Here is an 18,022-nt window from a genome sequence, read left to right on the forward strand (position 1 = left end):
TAAAGCATGGAAATTCTTACCTATATGAATCAATATTTTGTATTTTCTCTACCTTTTAAAGCGCCGCAAGTATGATAAAAGACGATACTTTTGAAATACCGCCTTTTATCACCTATTATTCATTGTCAATTTTAATATGTAACTCCTCCAACTGTTGAGGATCTACCGGCGTAGGTGCATCACTCATCGGACATTTTGCATTTGCATTTTTCGGGAAGGCGATAACATCACGAATGGAATCACTTTCACTTAAAATCATCGCAATACGATCCAAACCAAAAGCCAAGCCACCATGAGGTGGTGTACCATATTGGAAAGCATCTACAAAGAAGCCGAAGCGTTCATGAATTTGTTCCTCTGTAAAGCCCATGACTTCAAACATTTTTTCCTGCATCTTGGAATCATAGATACGTAAAGAGCCTCCACCTAGCTCATAGCCATTTAACACAACATCATAAGCAATCGCATGAACCTTTGACGGATCTTCATCAATATATTTCATATCCTCCTGCTTAGGGCGAGTGAATGGATGGTGTTTAGCATAATAGCGTCCGTCCTCTTCACTATATTCAAACATTGGAAAATCGGTAACCCATAGGAAAGAAAATTCATCTTTTTTCTTCAATCCTAATACTGTTCCGAAATGATTACGCAATGCTCCTAATACATTACATGTCGTTTCCCAAGCATCAGACACAATTAAGATCAAATCGTTTTCTTTTAAAGCCAATGTTTCCTTTAACGCATTCAATTCTTTTTCCGTTAGGAATTTTACAATCGAACCACTGATTTCCTCATGCATATATTTCAAAGTAACAAGTCCCTTTGCACCGTTTTTCTTTGCTAATTCGGTAATTTTATCAATTTCCTTGCGTGTCATATCTGCTTTATCAGGAACAACAACCGCCTTGATTGAACCACCCTTTGCGATACAATCCTTGAATACCTGAAATCCGCAATCTGTAAAGATATCCGTAATTTCCTGCAATTCCATACCAAAGCGATTATCCGGCTTATCGCTTCCATAGCGATTCATCGCTTCCTCATAGCTTAAACGTAAAAACGGAGTCGGAATATCCAAGCCTTTGACATCTTTCATAAGCTTCGCCAGCATTTCTTCCATCATCGTCTGAATTTCCACATCACTTAAAAAGCTCATTTCCATATCCAACTGGGTGAAATCGGTTTGACGATCTGCTCGTAAATCTTCATCACGGAAGCAACGAGCAAACTGATAATAACGCTCAAAGCCGGAAATCATCAACAACTGTTTAAACAGCTGAGGAGATTGTGGCAATGCATAAAAGCAGCCCGGGTGAACACGTGAAGGAACCAAATAATCACGAGCTCCCTCCGGTGTTGATTTTCCAAGGACCGGTGTTTCGATTTCCACAAAACCATGGTCATCTAAATAGCCACGTAAGCTCTTGGTAATCGCATGACGCATCAAAAGCTTCTTTTGCATGATCGGACGACGCAAATCCAAATAACGATATTTTAAACGGGTGTCCTCCAAAGCATCGGTTTCATCGGCGATAATCAAAGGTGTCGTTTTCGCACTGTTGATAATCTCTACCTTATCTACCACTACTTCAATCTCTCCGGTTTCCAAATTCGGATTTTTATCCTTGCGCTCGTGTACCGTTCCTTCTACCTCGAGGATATACTCATTGCGTACCTCTTTGATTGCTTCACTGCTTGTTTCATCAAAAACAAGCTGGGTAATACCACTGCGATCACGCAAATCAATAAAAACCAAAGAACCGAAATTTCTACGCTTTGCTACCCATCCCAAAAGGGTTACTTTTTTATTTACGTCGCTTAGACGCAATTCTCCATTTGTATGTGTTCTATTCATGCTTACTTCCTTCCTCATGACAGCTACATGCTTCCTCCTGAAACAATGTATCCATGCCTTCTACAATATCCTCTAGCTTAACCTCTAGCTTTTTTTGATCCGCAACACGTTTGATTGTTACACTGCCCTTCTCTATATCGTCCTCTCCTACAACAATTGCCGCCTTGGCTCTTGTACGTGCAACGGTTTTAAACTGTGCCTTAAAGGAGCGATCCAAATAATCCGTATCCGTGCTGTATCCTGCTGCACGAAGCTGTGTAACAAGCTGTAAAACCTGCTTACGCACGCTTGATGAAAGACATACGACATAAGCATCTAAGCTTTCTTCATCTGCCAGCTCGATACCTTCCGCTTCACAAGCAAGAATCAAACGTTCTAAGCCCATCGCCCAACCGATTCCGCTCATGCTTGTTGGTCCACCGAAATATTCCACAAGACCGTCATAGCGACCACCGGCAAAAACTGTCGATTGTGCTCCCATTTCTTTATTGACCGAAACCACTTCAAACACTGTGTGAGTATAATAATCAAGACCACGCACCAAACGATCATCGACCTCATAAGGAATACCTAACGCATCTAAGCCTGCCAATACTTCATCAAAGTAGGCTTTGGATTCTTCATTAAGATAATCTGCCATACGTGGTACATTTTTCATGATGTCCTTATCCTTATCTACCTTGCAATCCAAAATACGCAATGGATTTTGCTCATAACGGCGCTTGCAATCCGCACACATCGTATCAATATCCGCTTTAAAATGTTCCTTTAAAGCCTTGCGATAGGCTGCTCTTGATGCATCATCTCCTAAGGTATTGATAAGAACCTTCATATCCTGTAAGCCTAATGCAGAAACAAAGCTCCAACCTAGTGCAATCGCTTCTACATCTAACATGGCACTTTTTGCTCCGATTACTTCAACCCCAAACTGATTAAAGATTCGCATTCTTCCCTTTTGCGGACGCTCATGGCGAAATTGTGGTCCGACATAATACATTTTCATTGGTAAATCCGCATTTCCATACAGTTTATGCTCTACAAAAGCTCTGGCAACCCCTGCAGTTCCTTCCGGTCGTAAGGTTAATGAGGTTGCACTGTTTTCCAACTGAAAGGTATACATTTCCTTATTGACCATATCACTGGAATCATTGCCTCGTTTAAAAACATTCGTATGTTCGAAAATCGGTGTACGAATTTCCTTGTAGTTATATACATAACAAAATTGTCGTATCAATTCCTCCAAGCGATGCCATTTGCCGATTTCACTTGGAAGAATATCCTGTGTTCCCTTTGGTACCTGATAGCTCATAAAATCCCTCCTTATATAAAAAAACGCCCTCACGATAAGGACGTTAAAAACGCGGTGCCACCTTACTTCACTTATTAAGTGCTCTTTTTTCGTTAACGCCGAGATACGATTATCCATTTCCTGATAATTCCTCATAAGTGTCAATTTCTTATCTTACATAAGAGCTTTCACCACACGCCCTCTCTCTACGATGCTTGCATAAGAAACTTTCTTAATCTTAGGACTATGTATAGTTTACTAAGCTTATTTTCCAATGTCAACAAAAAAGAAGCCGATTGACTTCTTTTTCGTAAACTTTATTCTACCGGATCATTGATATTTTGTACGTTGTGATACACCTGCTGCACATCGTCTACATCATCTAACAAAGTAACTAAGCGTTGGAACAGCTTCAAATCTTCACCTTCTAACGTGATATATTCATTTGGCAACATGGTTGTTTCCAATACATCAAATTCAACATCAGGTATAAGCTCTTCGATTGCATCTTTGGCTTTGTTTAAATCGGTTGGTTCTACGGTAATCGTCATCATATCCTCATCAACTTCAATATCCTTCAAATCAACTTCACCCATAATCAAAGCGTCCATCATCGCTTCTTCATCATTATATTTAATAACGATCAAGCCAACATGCTCATAGTTAAAGGAAACACTTCCCGCAACCCCTAATTTCGCATGAGATTTATTAAAGCATGCACGCAAGTCCGCAATGGTACGATTGGCATTATCTGTCAAACAATCAATGATGACCGTTGCTCCACCGCCGGAACCAAAGCCCTCATAGGTTGCACTGGAATAATTTTCCGTACTTCCTCCTTTTGCCTTTTCGATTGCACGCTTAATAACATCTGCCGGCACTTGATTGGCCTTAGCACGTTCAATAACCTTTTTCAAAGGCATGTTCATTTCCGGATCCGGAACTCCTGCCTTTGCGGCTACCAAAATTTCTTTTCCAAAACGTGAATATAGTTTTGCTTTTGCATTTGCCGTTTTCTGCATAGATGCAGCACGAACCTCAAAATGTCTACCCATTTGTAATCACCTTCCAAATTTTCTACATAAGTATATCATAATCAGTTAAATACATGCAATTAGAAATACTGCGCTTAATTCGCAACAATATTTACCAGCTTGCCTTTAACAACAATCACCTTGCGTACGGTTTTTCCTTCCAACTGAGAAACTACTGCCGGAATCTTCATTGCTTCTTCCTTCAATACATCATCATCGCTACCGGTTGGTACGCTGAATTTCCCACGTAACTTACCATTCACCTGTACAATGACTTCAACCTCATTTTTAACAAGCTTGCTTTCATCATAAGTTGGCCAGCTTTCATGCACAAGACATGTTTTTCCGGTTATGATCTGATACATTTCCTCACATACATGAGGGGCAACACAGGAAAGCATCTTAATGAAATCAATCGCATATGGACGATATACCTTTCCTGCTTTATAAGCATCGTTAATAAAAATCATCATTTGTGAAATTGCGGTATTCATGTTTAGACTTTCAAAATCATCTGTAACCTTCTTCACAGTGAAATGAAAGCTATAATCCAATGCACCGTCATTTTCATCACTTAATACATCCATCTCTATAAATAAGCGATATACACGATCCAACCATTTTCGTGCTCCCTCTACACCGGATTCACTCCAAGGCTTTGCGGATTCAAGTGGTCCCATAAACATTTCATACAGGCGCAAGGTATCTGCACCATAAGCATGAACGATATCATCGGGATTTACGACATTTCCACGTGATTTTGACATTTTTTCATTATTCTCACCGAGGATCATACCTTGATGGAACAGCTTTTTGAATGGTTCCTTTACCGGTACTAACCCTTTATCATACAAGTAATTGTTCCACATACGAGAATATAATAAATGACCTACCGCATGCTCACTGCCGCCAATATACAAATCCACCGGCATCCAATGCTCCAACAATTTCTTATCAGCAAACACCTGATCATTTTGCGGATCAATATAGCGTAAGAAATACCAACTGGAACCTGCACTTCCTGGCATAGTGCTAGTTTCACGCTTTCCATGCATGCCATTGCGCTCCACATTTACCCAAGCACTTGCTTTTTCTAATGGACTGGCACCGCTCTTGCTTGGTGAATAATCATCTAGCTTCGGCAATACAAGCGGTAATTCATCATCTTCCAACACCTGAGTCGTACCATCTTCCATGTGTACGATCGGAATCGGCTCTCCCCAATAACGCTGACGAGCAAAAATCCATTCACGTAAGCGATAATTCACCTGCTGACGTCCACACTTATGAGTTTCCAAGAAAGCAATCATTGCCGCAATCGCATCTTCCTTATTCAAACCATTCAAAAAATCGGAATTGATATGTACGCCATCTTCTGTCCAAGCTTCCTTACTGATATCGCCGCCTTCAAGCACCGGAATAATTTCCAAGCCAAAGGCCTTCGCAAATGCATAATCACGCGTATCGTGTGCCGGAACGGCCATAATCGCACCGGTTCCATAGCTTGCTAAAACATAATCCGAAATCCAAATCGGTATTTTCTTCTGATTAACCGGATTGATAGCATAGGCGCCAGTAAAGCAGCCGGTCTTTTCTTTATTCAATTCGGTACGCTCTAATTCGGATTTTGTAGCACATAGCTTCACATAAGCATCTACTGCTGCTTTTTGCTGCGGTGTGGTAATTTTTTCTACCAAGTCATGTTCTGGAGCCAACACACAATAGGTAGCTCCAAATAAAGTATCACAGCGTGTGGTAAAAACCGTAAAACCTTCCTCAAAGCCATCTACCTTAAAATCAACATGTGCACCGATAGATTTACCAATCCAATTGCGCTGCATTTCCTTGGTAGAGTTCGGCCAGTCGATTTCCTCTAAGCCCTCCAACAAACGATCTGCATATTTAGGAATATCAATCACCCACTGAAGCATATTTTTACGAATGACCGGATATCCCCCACGCTCGCTTTTGCCATCAATAATTTCATCATTGGCAAGTACCGTTCCCAATTCCTCACACCAATTAACAGGAATATTTACCAAACGTGCCAAACCATCATTATATAACTGCTTGAAAATCCATTGCGTCCATTTGTAATAGCTTGGATCACAGGTTGACACCTGACGCTCCCAATCTAAACCAAAGCCTAGCATTTTCAGCTGACGAGTAAACGTCGCAATGTTTTCCAATGTAAAGCCTTCCGGGTGATTTCCGGTCTGAATCGCATATTGCTCCGCCGGTAATCCAAAGGAATCAAACCCCATTGGGTGAAGGACATTATAGCCCTGCATCATTTTCATACGACAAACAATATCGCTTGCTGTATAACCTTCCGGGTGTCCGACATGCAAACCATGACCGCTTGGATACGGAAACATATCCACAGCATAAAACTTCGGCTTTGAAAAATCCCAAACATCACATACAAAGGTTTTGTTTTCTTCCCAATATGCTTGCCATTTTTTCTCAATACTCTTGTGATCAAATCCCATATTTATTCTCCTTTACAAATAAAAAACGCCCTCAGCTACTCTAAGGACGTAAATTCACGCGGTACCACCTTAGTTCATCGTAAACGATGCACTCAAATCTCTTAACGCGAGAAAACGAATCCACGATCAGCTCCTTAACAAGTTCGATTCCTTCCTTTGTTCGATTTTCACCAACCATCGACTCTCTTTTTCAAATTTCAGAATTTACTACTTTAATTCATCGCTTTTCTATCGAGCTTTAGTATATCAAACAACCTACAGATTGTCAAAAGAAAAGTAGATAGGCAAGAAATCCAATCACACATATATAAAATATAACGTATGCTGTAATATCCTTGCCCTCCCTTTGTTCCTTGTGCAAAGGTGCAAAGCAAGCAATCGCAAAAATCACAATAGATATAAGTTTGGCAATCTGCTGCGTTGCAGGCCATACGATTGACATAAGAAACATTGCAAGAATTGCAAGAGATGCGCCAATAACTAATTTATTCTTCTTCTTTTTCATAGTATCACCTGCCAATAGGATAGCATAGTATCCGAAAAAAACCAAGCGGCGCTAATTTTTAATCTTTCGTTGTAAGGGTTTACAACAATGGTGTGGTATAGTATAATAGTAATGCAGAAATAAGAAATTATTTCTATTCATGGTAGTATGCTTATCATGAGTGCGAAATATGTGTCATCTAACATTCCTTCCTTTCATTGGTAAAAGCACATATTTCTAGTATTTATTCCTATCGATTTCCTTTCGATAACCTACCAAAAAAGATGTCGGTGACATCTTTTTTGATATTCATCATTACTTTTTGTTTTGAATATAGCCATCTATTGCCGCAGCTGCCTTTTTACCTGCCCCCATGGCAAGAATGACCGTTGCAGCTCCGGTTACCGCATCTCCACCAGCAAACACTCCTTCTCTGGTTGTTTGTCCTTGCTCATCGCTGATAATGCACCCTTTGCGATTAGTTTCTAAATTGGCAGTTGTTGAGCGAATTAACGGATTAGGTGAAGTTCCGATTGCCATGATCATACAATCGGCTGAAAGTACAAAATTGCTATCTTTTATCTCGACAGGGCGGCGACGTCCGCTTTCATCTGGCTCTCCTAGTTCCATTTCAACGCATTCAACACCGCAAACCCAACCTTGTTCATCACCAAGTACACGTACCGGATTGGTTAGAAGATGAAATTGAATTCCCTCCTCCATCGCATGCTCCACTTCCTCTTTACGTGCGGGAAGCTCCTCCATACTGCGCCGATATACAATCATAACCTCTTCAACACCCAAACGCTTTGCACAACGTGCTGCGTCCATCGCCACATTGCCACCTCCGACAATCACAGCTTTTTTAGGACGTTGAATCGGTGTATCCGAATCTTCCTTATAAGCCTTCATTAAATTGCAGCGGGTCAAAAACTCATTTGCGCTATATACCCCATTTAGATTTTCTCCTGGCATATTCATAAAGTTAGGCAAACCGGCTCCACTGCCGATAAATACTGCTTCATATCCAGCTTCAAAAAGATCATCGACACTTTCGCTGCGCCCGATTACTACATTGGTTTGAATATCAACTCCCATTTGCTTCAAACCCTCGATTTCGTTTTGTACGATATCTTTAGGCAAGCGAAATTCCGGTATTCCATACATCAAAACACCACCGGCTACATGCAATGCTTCAAATACCGATACTTGATAGCCTTCTTTCGCTAAATCACCGGCACATGTCAACCCGGCAGGACCGGATCCGACAATCGCGACCTTATGTCCATTGCTTTGGGGCTTTTGGATAGCTGTATCAATATGCTCACGATACCAATCAGCAACAAAGCGTTCCAAACGACCGATCGCAACACTTTCTCCCTTTAAACCTCGAACACATTTTTGTTCACACTGTGTTTCCTGTGGGCATACACGACCACATACCGCAGGCAAAGCGCTTGTTTCATGAATGATATGATAAGCCTCCTCAAATTTCCCCTGTGCCACCTTTTCAATAAATTGGGGGATTTTTACAGAAACCGGACACCCGCTCACACAAGGCTTAGTCGGGCAATGCAAACAACGCCCTGCTTCCTCCATTGCCATTTCTTCACTGTATCCCAAAGCAACCTCTTCAAAATTCGTACTTCTTTGTTTAGGATCTAATAGTGGCATCTCTACCTTTTTAAGCGACATATTTGCCATGATTATACCTCCTTATGAAATAGATTGCACGCAGCCTCGCGCTGGTGCATTTCAAAATCCCGATATGTTGCACTTCGTTTTATTGCCTCATCAAAGTCAATTAAATGTCCGTCAAAGTCCGGACCATCAACGCAAGCAAACTTCACTTCTCCGCCAACGCTTAAACGACACCCTCCGCACATACCGGTGCCATCGATCATAATCGGATTCATACTGACAATCGTTTTTATATGGTGCTTTTTAGTTAATTCACAAACAAATTTCATCATGATCAGCGGTCCGATCGCAATTACCTCATCAAAGCATTCGCCCTGTTGAATCAATTGTTCCAATATATCGGTTACCAAGCCCTTGGTACCGGTACTTCCATCATCGCTAACCAAATAAAAACGCTCGCTGACAGCCGCAAATTCTTTTTCCAAAATAACCAAATCTTTATTGCGAAAACCGGCTATGACACTTACCTCGCTGCCCTGCTCATGCAGCGCCTTAGCAACCGGATAAGCAATGGCACTGCCAACACCTCCACCGATCACACAAACCTTTTTCAAGCCTTCGATATGACTCGGTTTTCCCAATGGCCCGACAAAATCATGAATCAAATCGTTTTCTTCCAACTGATTTAACAGCATCGTCGTCTTTCCGACAACTTGAAAAATAATCGTAATCGTTCCCTCTTTTCGATCATAATCGGCAATCGTCAGCGGAATCCGTTCTCCGGATTCATGAACACGCAAGATAATAAATTGTCCAGCTTTCGCTTTTTTCGCAACCAGCGGTGCCTCTACAATCATTTTCGTAACCGTCGGATTTAAGACTTCCTTTTTAATAATTTTATACATATTCGTCCACACCTTTCTTCTCGTTTTCTTGTAAGCTTTTCCATATCGAGCGCATCTCTTGCACCGAAAGTTGTCCAGGAGCACTGCTTCCACTCACCCCCGCAAAGCTTAAAACACTGGAAAACAACGTCGGAAACACCCGAGCAGGCATTCCCAAAGTTCCCATAGAAATCATAATCAATGCACAATCAAGTTCTTTTCTTGCCCATTGACCTACCTGTGCCAATGTCAGCACATCTTCATGACTTTGCGGCATACATGCCAACTTAACGATATCTCCGCCACGCTTTGACATAACCAACAGTTTTTCACACAATTCCTCACGCTTCGGTGTTTGCAGGAAATCGTGATGAGAAACAATCACTTTCATTTGCTGCTTATGAGCCTTTTGAAGCAATGCAGTATTTCCTGTCTGAAGGAAAGCATCTTCCAAATCAATAAGATCCGCATGATGATAGGAAATCAGTTCTTTAAGAAGTTCTGCTTTTTCTTGTGCAGACAGCCCACACTCGCCTCCCTCAGCTTGCGAGCGAAGCGTATAAAGCAAGATCCTATCAGAAAGTTCTTGATACAGATAGCTGCTCATTTCCAAAAGCTTGTAAGCCGGTTCATGTGTAAGAAATAAATCTATACGCCATTCAACGACCTCTACATCACTTTCCTCAATGCGTTTTATTTCCGCTTTTACTTCCTCAACGCTTGTACCGATAATTGGTGCACATAACAAGGGCTGTGTACAATCTATGCGGTATCCCTTTATATTGTATTGCTTCATAAGCTCACCTCGCAATCATTATATCATAATCCTTCAAGAAATCATCATAACTTGCAAATATTTACATTTTTATGAAAAAATATTGCAAATCACAGAAAAATGATGTATCCTATGAGCATAGGAGTGATAGAATGTTTTTGATTCCAAATCATTTTTACTTTTACTTTCAATAGCCCGGAAAACACCATTGTAAAATACCTTGGTTTTTGTTTTCTGGGCATTTTCTTAAAGGCATGAACATTCGTTGATGCTTTTTCTTTTTTACGAAGGGAGAATTTTATGAATTACGGACTTATAGGAGAAAAGCTCGGACATAGTTTTTCAAAAGAAATACACGAAGCCTTAGCCGATTACAGCTATGAGCTTTGTCCTTTGAATCCAAAAGAATTTCATGCATTCATGCAGGCACGACAATTCAAAGCTATCAATGTAACCATTCCATATAAAAAAGAGGTACTTCCTTATTTGGACGAGATTGATACAGCCGCCAAAACGATTGGTGCAGTGAATACCATCGTCCATAAAAACGGAAAGCTAAAAGGCTATAACACCGACTATGACGGCTTTCGTTATATGCTCATAAAGCACCATATTAAGGTTTCTGATAAAAAGGTTCTCATCTTAGGCAACGGCGGAGCAAGTGCTGCTGTTCAGGCTGTCATAAAAGATGCAGATGCAAAAGAGCTCATTGTAGTTTCCCCTAGTGCTAAAAACGGAGCTATCAGCTTTGCGGAAGTTTATGCTAAACATCGAGATGTGCAAATTATTATCAACACCTCTCCGAAAGGAATGTATCCGCATGTCGATGAAGCTCCTATTGGTTTACAGGATTTTCCAAGTTGTGAGGCAGTTCTTGATATCATTTACAATCCGCTTGTAACAAGGCTTGGTCTGCAAGCAAAAAAATACGGTATTCCGTTTGTCGGCGGTTTAGAAATGTTAGTAGCTCAAGCTGTTTATGCAGTCAATTATTTCCTTGATGCCAGCTTCACAAATGCGGATATCGATCGTTTGTATCAGAAGATTTTGTGGGAGAAAATAAACATTGTTCTCATCGGTATGCCAAGTGCCGGGAAAAGTTCTATTGCCAAAGAGCTATCCAAGGCAATGCAGATGACCTATCTTGACAGTGATGAAGAAATCGTGAAAACCTATCGACAAAGCATTCCTGAAATTTTTACACAGGAAGGCGAAGCAGGCTTTCGTCAAAAGGAACAAGCTATAATTGCTTCTATCGCCTTGCGAAATCATTGTGTTCTTGCGACCGGTGGTGGTGCAATACTTAACGAAGCTAATATGAATGCCTTAGCTCAAAACGGCATTATCGTATTTCTTGATCGCAATATCGAAAAGCTTACCTGCGATGCTACACGCCCATTATCCAAGGATCCGCAAACACTTAAACAAATGTATCGACAGCGGCTTCCTCTCTATCAGCGCTATGCAATGATAACAATCAAAAATAACGAGGATCTTGCGACCTGCGTAAAAGCAATTCGCACACAGCTAAAACAATGGATAACAAGCAGAAAGGACGAAAATATATGATTATTACATTAAAAAAAGATGCTCCAAAGCAAGAGGTTGATAAGCTTATTCACAGTTTTGAAGAAAAAGGATTATCGGTAACTATGATCAACGGAGATAATTACAATGTCTTTGGTTTGGTCGGTGATACCAGTAAGCTTGATGAAAAGCTAATACGTGCGAATCATTTTGTTCAAAATGTAACTCGTATTGCAGCTCCCTATAAAAAAGCCAATCGTTTATTCCACCCAGAAGATAGTATCATTGATGTTCAAGGCATTAAGATTGGCGGTCATGAAAAAATCGTAGTTATCGGAGGTCCTTGCTCCGTAGAGGGAGAAGAACAGGTCATGGAAATTGCTAAGGAAGTAAAACAAGCCGGTGGTGATATGCTTCGCGGAGGTGCGTATAAACCAAGAACAAGCCCTTATGCTTTCCAAGGATTAGGCAGTAAGGGCATTGCATATCTTGAGCATGCAAAGGAACGCTATCATTTGCCGATCGTTTCAGAACTGATGAGCAGCGATAAGCTAGAAGAATTTGTTGAGCATGTCGATGTCATTCAAATCGGTGCCCGAAATATGCAAAACTTCGATTTATTAAAAGCCGTGGGTAAAACAAACAAACCGATTTTATTAAAACGAGGCTTATCCAATACGATTGAGGAATGGATCATGGCAGCCGAATACATTATGTCCGAAGGAAATGAAAATGTTATATTTTGTGAACGTGGCATTCGTACCTTTGAGCCATACACAAGAAATACATTAGATTTAAGCGTCATTCCGATTATCAAAGAAAAAACACATCTTCCGATTATTATTGACCCAAGTCATGCAACAGGCGATTGGCGTTTAGTAGAGTCCGCTTCTTTGGCCGCTATTGCTGCCGGTGCCGATGGATTGATTATCGAAGTACATAACGATCCGGAAAATGCATGGAGCGATGGAGCGCAATCCCTAAAGCCGCAGCGTTTCCAAGAGGTCATTGAGAAAGGTCGTAAAATCGCCCATGTGATCGGACGAGAAATGTAATCTATACGATTGATAAGCATATAAAAATGAACCTTCATTTCAGGTTCATTTTTATTATGCCCGACCACCGAATCCATGCAGCCAATCGGCTTTTTGATAATAAATGAAAAATACAATCGAGCTTAATGTCCAAGTAAGCGGATATACCCAATATACAATATCAATATGCGGATAGAACGCACCTACGATTTCTAAGAAGGAAACACGAATCAAACACCAGCAGACCAACATAACAAGCATTGGAACCATAGACTTTCCTGCCCCACGCAAAATAGCAGATACACAGTGAGAATAGGATAGCAGACAGAAAAATAAGGCTGCATACCTTGCACGCTGCGTACCATAAAGCACTACCTGTGGTTCATTGTTGAAAGCCGCAATCAATACCGGGGCAAAGATAAAAATCAATATGCCGATGATTTCCGCTAAGATCATTGAACAAAGAATTCCGAATTTTGCACCCTTGCGTGTACGCTCATATTGTGATGCTCCTAAATTTTGACCTACAAAAGTCGTAAGTGCCATGGTAAAGCTAGTTACCGGTAAAAAAGCAAAACCTTCAATTTTCGAAAAAGCACCGCAACCGGCCATAGCCATTTCACCAAATGCATTGATATTCGACTGCACTACAACATTGGCAATCGCAATGATTGAATTTTGTAAACCGCTTGGAAGCCCATAGCGTATAATCAGTTTCATGGCATCTTTATGAAAACGAATCTTTGCTAATTCCATACGATACACGCTTTTGCTACGCAGCAGCTGAACCATACATAGAAAAGCACTGACAAATTGCGATAGAATGGTTGCTAATGCAGCAGCTCCAACACCCCAATGGAAAACCGCAACAAACAAAATATCCAAGATAATATTTACAATACTTGAAATTACCAAGTAATACAAAGGGTGCTTACTATCTCCAACCGCTTGTAAAATACCGACAAAAATATTATACATGACCATACCAAGACTTCCCATGAAATAGACTCGAAAATAGCTTACAGACTCCGGCATGACATTGAGCGGCGTATCCATTAGCTCCAAAAGCCATGGAGCACTCCAAACACCAAGAATTGTCAATACCACACTGGTAACCAAGCCAAACGCAACGGTTGTATGCATTGCGTCCTGTAGCTTATCGTATTGGCGAGCACCAAAATAGCGTGCAATCACAACTCCCGCACCTAACGCAATCCCATTAAAAAATCCGATCATTAAAAAAATCAAATTTCCTGATGAACTTACAGCAGCAAGAGCATTGCTGCCTAAGAAATTACCAACAATCAAGGAATCCGCTGTATTATACAACTGTTGAAATAAATTTCCCAAAAACAACGGCATTGCAAAATAAACGATATGCTTCCAAATAACACCACTGGTCATATCGTTCTGTTTTTTCTCAACTGCTTCCATATAAAATCCCCTTTCAACAAAAAAAGAGTGAAGACCCTCCACTCTAATGATTGATTAATTCCATTCGCTGTTTATAATCCGGCATGTAATTCTCAATCACATGATAGAACGCCTTTGAATGATTTGGCTGAATAAAATGTACAAATTCATGCAGCACTACATATTCGATAAATTCAAAAGGATAATGAATCAAACGCTTATTCAGCGTAATTTGATTTTTCGCCGGCGTGCATGTTCCCCAGCGACTTTTCATATCCCGCAGCTTAATCTGCGGAAATTCCAACTGATACTCCTTTAAAGTGCGGTGCGTGAGCTGTGCAACGTCCAAAAATACATCTTTGCATAATTTATCCAAAAAACGACGAATGACACGCTCTACATCAGCACCCTCCTTATGCTGCACATATAAGGTTGTTTTATCATAACTTACATGGTTATATTGGGCAACGCTTGTTTTAATACGCAAGGAATTACCGAACAGCATCAGCTGATGCTCATTCATTTCACAATAGCCTTGCCGCTGCTCCATCTGTTTTTGATGCGCTAGAATCCATGCCGCTTTTTGCGAAACAAATTCATCGATCTTTTCCATTGGTACAAACGGGTTTGCACTTACGATAACCTCCCCATTATGAGCAATTCGCATATTTATATTTTTCACCTGTTTGATCACAAGAGTATATGTAAGAGGATACTTTTTACATTGTTTAATTGTTCTCTCAGCAATCATAAAATCCCTAACCTTTCGAGTAATGATTATCTCATAATGTTGTAAAAAAATAAATAGCTACTCGAAATAAATATAAGAAAATGCTAAAATAGCAACGGTGATACTTATGACATATCAAAATCCATTTCCATACAGCGATGATAACAAGCGTTATCACACCTGGAATTATTATTTAAAGCATCGCTTTCACAGCAAAGTTTTTAAGGTTGCATTAAATGCCAATTTTTCCTGTCCCAATCGAGATGGAACCTGCGGTGTTGGTGGGTGCAGCTTTTGTGGAGCACTGGGCAGCGGAGAATATGCCGGTAACATTCATGATGATTTAGCTATCCAATTCACAAAGGGACAGGAAATGATGCTGAAAAAATGGCCGAATGGAAAATCCATTGCCTACTTTCAGGCGTATTCCAATACCTATGCTCCTTGCGATGTTTTAAAGGCTACTTTCGATCCCTTTGCGGCTCGAAAGGATATTTGTGCAATCAGCATTGCCACACGTGCCGATTGCTTAGATGAGGAAAAAATCACCTATCTCCAAAGCCTGACAAAAGAGAAGGAAATTTGGATCGAATTAGGGTTACAAAGCATTCACGATAGCACTGCTAAGCGTATCAATCGAGGACATACCTACCAACAGTTCTTAGATGCTATTGCATTATTAAAGGACACCGATCTTAAAATCTGTGTTCACCTCATCAATTCATTACCCAATGAAAGTGAAAAAATGATGCTGGAAACGGCTAGTGCAGTCGGTCTGCTTCCTATTCATGCCGTAAAAATCCACATGCTTCATATCATGGAAAACACCAAATTGGCTGAAGAATACCTTACCTCTCCCTTTCCTGTTCTAACAAGAGAAGAATATGTTGATATCGTAATTAAGCAGTTGGAAAGAATACCTGCTCATATCGTAATTCAGCGTTTAACCGGAGATGGCGTAAAGGAAGCTTTGATCACTCCAGATTGGACACTTAAAAAAGTCGTTGTCCTTAATGAAATCGACAAAGAAATGAAGCGTAGAAATACTTGGCAAGGAAAGCTATTAAAAAAGTAGCTTTTTTTCTTTTTAAGCATAGCATACACTAGGGTGAAACTATGAAAATAATTGGTATTATCATGCGTAAGGAAAGCTTTGAACAATGTGAAAAATGGTTTGTAAATGAAGCCTATATAACCGCACTGCAAAAGCTTAATGCCATAATCTTTCCGATTTGTGATTATGCCTCTCTTTCCTACGCACAAGAAATATGTCATGGACTTATTGTTCCCGGTGGCTATGATATTTCCTCTGGCTATTGGCAAGAGGAACAATCCAGCACCGCTAAGCTTTATCCTTATCCGATGGATCACTTTGATTTTTGCTGCATTGATGCATTCATGAAACAGAAAAAGCCGATCTTGGGGATCTGTCGGGGAATGCAGTTATTAAACGTTTATTTTCACGGCACGCTCCATCAGGATATCGACAAAGCTACGCATGCTTCAAACGATACCCACTCATTACAAATTTCTAAAAACGGCTTTTTATCAAAATTATATGCAACCAATATTACGGTAAATAGTTTCCATCATCAAGCCGTCCATTCGCTTGGCAAACAACTCATCTGTTGTGGAACAAGTGAAGATGGCATCATGGAAGCCATTTATCATACAACCTATCCGATCATCGCTGTTCAATGGCACCCGGAAAAGCTTTCAAACGATCGTATTCTTCCTTATTTTATCCACCTTTTGAATGACTATCACGTTTCTGTTTAAAATACCGTAGCAAAAGCCATACTACAACCAAGACAGAAAGCCATATTCCGATTTGATCGAAATCCAGCAATATACCTAAACGATTGAACATGTAACATACAAGCAAACTTCGCAAAAGTCTTGCCAATCCATCACAAAGTGAAAATCTCCACAAATTCATACGAGATAAGCCTGCTAAATAAGCTAACAAAAAATCCGGTATCGGTGTAATTCCTCCGATAAATACCGCCCATAAACCATAACGTTGCATTAACTCTTCCCCTTTGTTCATTTCCTTTTCATTTGCCAAATGACGCAATGCCCGTCGGCCGTAACGATAGCTGATAGCATATCCGATCATACCGCCTACGCATGTTCCAAGTGCTCCCTCTAAGGAATAAAGAATCCAATGTGATGGCTGACTTAAGCAAAGTGGTACAAGCATGACTTCTAAAGAAGGTAATGGCAAAAAAGCCTTTAATGTGGCATACAGCAGTAAACCGATATCTTGCCATAAAAGAAAAGCATCTGCAAGCTCCATGAAATCACCTGTTTCAGTATAGCCTGTAAGATGCTTTTTTATACCTATTTTATTCCTTTATCGTACGCAGTTTTTCCATAAAAGCTGTTTGAGATAACCCCTCATACAAACGAAATTCTTTACATAAGACAGCGAGTGCAGCAAACAAGGCACCCATACTTGAATTATAAAACTCTACCGTAACCTCATCGTCGAAAAGCATTTTCGCACAAAGCCGATTACGTTCGTAACAAAGCATTTCATAAGAAGATCCATGAACTCCACCATAGAAACGATACGTAACACCTTGATATTCCATAAGTCGAATACCTTTAGAGGCATTTTGAAGCTCCCCTAATTTATTTTCCTGCTCATAAATCGTATAGGCTTGAGAAAGCTTCGGAAAAATTCCGGTATACCATTTTTTTACCTGATACAAGCCAATCGCTTCATCACTGTAAATATTGCGCAAATACAAAGAAATCAGTTTTTCCTCGATTTCATAATCCCCGTAAAATACAATTCTTCCATCTTCCTTAATGAGATATTTCTGTTCTTGCTTTTGAATATGAAATTCCATATAG

The 18,022-nt window shown here is 40.3% G+C and carries 16 protein-coding genes and 2 other annotated features; of the genes, 4 read left to right on the forward strand and 12 right to left on the reverse strand.

Annotation, left to right across the window (positions count from 1 at the left end):
- Positions 1–115: 115 nt before the first annotated feature.
- From aspS to aroD, 8 genes are all read right to left on the reverse strand, one after another.
- Complete coding sequence (gene aspS, locus EUBDOL_RS05490; RefSeq protein WP_004799415.1) at positions 116–1,858, reverse strand: aspartate--tRNA ligase; 1,743 nt, start codon at positions 1,856–1,858, stop codon at positions 116–118.
- A complete protein-coding gene (hisS, locus tag EUBDOL_RS05495) occupies positions 1,851–3,167 on the reverse strand; it encodes a histidine--tRNA ligase (RefSeq protein ID WP_022420098.1) in 1,317 nt (438 codons plus the stop codon). Before hisS ends, aspS begins: the two co-directional genes overlap by 8 nt.
- Before the next feature lie 33 nt (positions 3,168–3,200).
- Positions 3,201–3,395 (reverse strand) — a binding site (T-box leader).
- Between the two features lie 68 nt (positions 3,396–3,463).
- Positions 3,464–4,201 (reverse strand): YebC/PmpR family DNA-binding transcriptional regulator, encoded by a 738-nt coding sequence (locus EUBDOL_RS05500; protein ID WP_004799419.1) that lies wholly within the window; start codon positions 4,199–4,201, stop codon positions 3,464–3,466.
- Between the two features lie 74 nt (positions 4,202–4,275).
- Complete coding sequence (gene leuS / locus EUBDOL_RS05505; RefSeq protein WP_004799421.1) at positions 4,276–6,672, reverse strand: leucine--tRNA ligase; 2,397 nt, start codon at positions 6,670–6,672, stop codon at positions 4,276–4,278.
- Between the two features lie 39 nt (positions 6,673–6,711).
- Positions 6,712–6,902, reverse strand: a binding site (T-box leader).
- A gap of 35 nt (positions 6,903–6,937) precedes the next feature.
- Complete coding sequence (locus tag EUBDOL_RS05510) at positions 6,938–7,177, reverse strand: hypothetical protein (protein ID WP_040463249.1); 240 nt, start codon at positions 7,175–7,177, stop codon at positions 6,938–6,940.
- 294 nt (positions 7,178–7,471) lie between these two features.
- Positions 7,472–8,860, reverse strand: a complete 1,389-nt coding sequence (gene gltA / locus EUBDOL_RS05515) for an NADPH-dependent glutamate synthase (protein ID WP_004799425.1) — start codon at positions 8,858–8,860, stop codon at positions 7,472–7,474.
- Positions 8,861–8,862: 2 nt separating this feature from the next.
- Entirely contained in the window at positions 8,863–9,702 is an 840-nt protein-coding gene (locus EUBDOL_RS05520; protein WP_004799426.1) for a sulfide/dihydroorotate dehydrogenase-like FAD/NAD-binding protein, read from the reverse strand.
- On the reverse strand, positions 9,695–10,477 hold the full coding sequence (gene aroD / locus EUBDOL_RS05525; protein ID WP_004799428.1) for a type I 3-dehydroquinate dehydratase: 783 nt from the start codon (positions 10,475–10,477) through the stop codon (positions 9,695–9,697). Before aroD ends, EUBDOL_RS05520 begins: the two co-directional genes overlap by 8 nt.
- Positions 10,478–10,756: 279 nt before the next feature.
- Here aroD and EUBDOL_RS05530 point away from each other — a divergent pair, with 279 nt between their 5' ends.
- Together EUBDOL_RS05530 and aroF are read left to right on the forward strand one after the other, a co-directional pair.
- A complete protein-coding gene (locus tag EUBDOL_RS05530) occupies positions 10,757–12,025 on the forward strand; it encodes a shikimate kinase (protein WP_004799430.1) in 1,269 nt (422 codons plus the stop codon).
- On the forward strand, positions 12,022–13,038 hold the full coding sequence (aroF, locus tag EUBDOL_RS05535; RefSeq protein WP_022420105.1) for a 3-deoxy-7-phosphoheptulonate synthase: 1,017 nt from the start codon (positions 12,022–12,024) through the stop codon (positions 13,036–13,038). The genes EUBDOL_RS05530 and aroF overlap by 4 nt, the downstream gene beginning before the upstream one ends.
- Before the next feature lie 54 nt (positions 13,039–13,092).
- Here the strand turns inward: aroF and EUBDOL_RS05540 are convergent, their stop codons facing one another.
- Positions 13,093–14,451 (reverse strand): MATE family efflux transporter, encoded by a 1,359-nt coding sequence (locus tag EUBDOL_RS05540; protein WP_040463252.1) that lies wholly within the window; start codon positions 14,449–14,451, stop codon positions 13,093–13,095.
- Positions 14,452–14,494: 43 nt separating this feature from the next.
- Positions 14,495–15,097 (reverse strand): M48 family metallopeptidase, encoded by a 603-nt coding sequence (locus EUBDOL_RS05545; protein WP_235713697.1) that lies wholly within the window; start codon positions 15,095–15,097, stop codon positions 14,495–14,497.
- A 190-nt stretch (positions 15,098–15,287) separates the two neighbouring features.
- On the opposite strand from EUBDOL_RS05545, the gene EUBDOL_RS05550 reads away from it, so the two are divergent.
- Both EUBDOL_RS05550 and EUBDOL_RS05555 read left to right on the forward strand, forming a co-directional pair.
- The gene (locus tag EUBDOL_RS05550; protein ID WP_004799438.1) at positions 15,288–16,235 is read left to right on the forward strand and encodes a TIGR01212 family radical SAM protein; all 948 of its coding nucleotides are present in this window, start codon (positions 15,288–15,290) and stop codon (positions 16,233–16,235) included.
- Positions 16,236–16,276: 41 nt separating this feature from the next.
- Complete coding sequence (locus EUBDOL_RS05555) at positions 16,277–16,939, forward strand: gamma-glutamyl-gamma-aminobutyrate hydrolase family protein (RefSeq protein WP_004799440.1); 663 nt, start codon at positions 16,277–16,279, stop codon at positions 16,937–16,939.
- On the opposite strand, the gene EUBDOL_RS05560 is transcribed toward EUBDOL_RS05555, so the two are convergent.
- Positions 16,902–17,459, reverse strand: a complete 558-nt coding sequence (locus EUBDOL_RS05560) for a YqaA family protein (protein ID WP_004799442.1) — start codon at positions 17,457–17,459, stop codon at positions 16,902–16,904. The genes EUBDOL_RS05555 and EUBDOL_RS05560 overlap by 38 nt on opposite strands.
- 49 nt (positions 17,460–17,508) lie before the next feature.
- Positions 17,509–18,018: a hypothetical protein gene (locus EUBDOL_RS05565; protein ID WP_004799444.1), complete on the reverse strand. Its 510-nt coding sequence runs from the start codon at positions 18,016–18,018 to the stop codon at positions 17,509–17,511.
- Positions 18,019–18,022 lie beyond the last annotated feature (4 nt).

It is taken from the genome of Amedibacillus dolichus DSM 3991, assembly GCF_000154285.1.
Classification (GTDB): domain Bacteria; phylum Bacillota_I; class Bacilli_A; order Erysipelotrichales; family Erysipelotrichaceae; genus Amedibacillus; species Amedibacillus dolichus.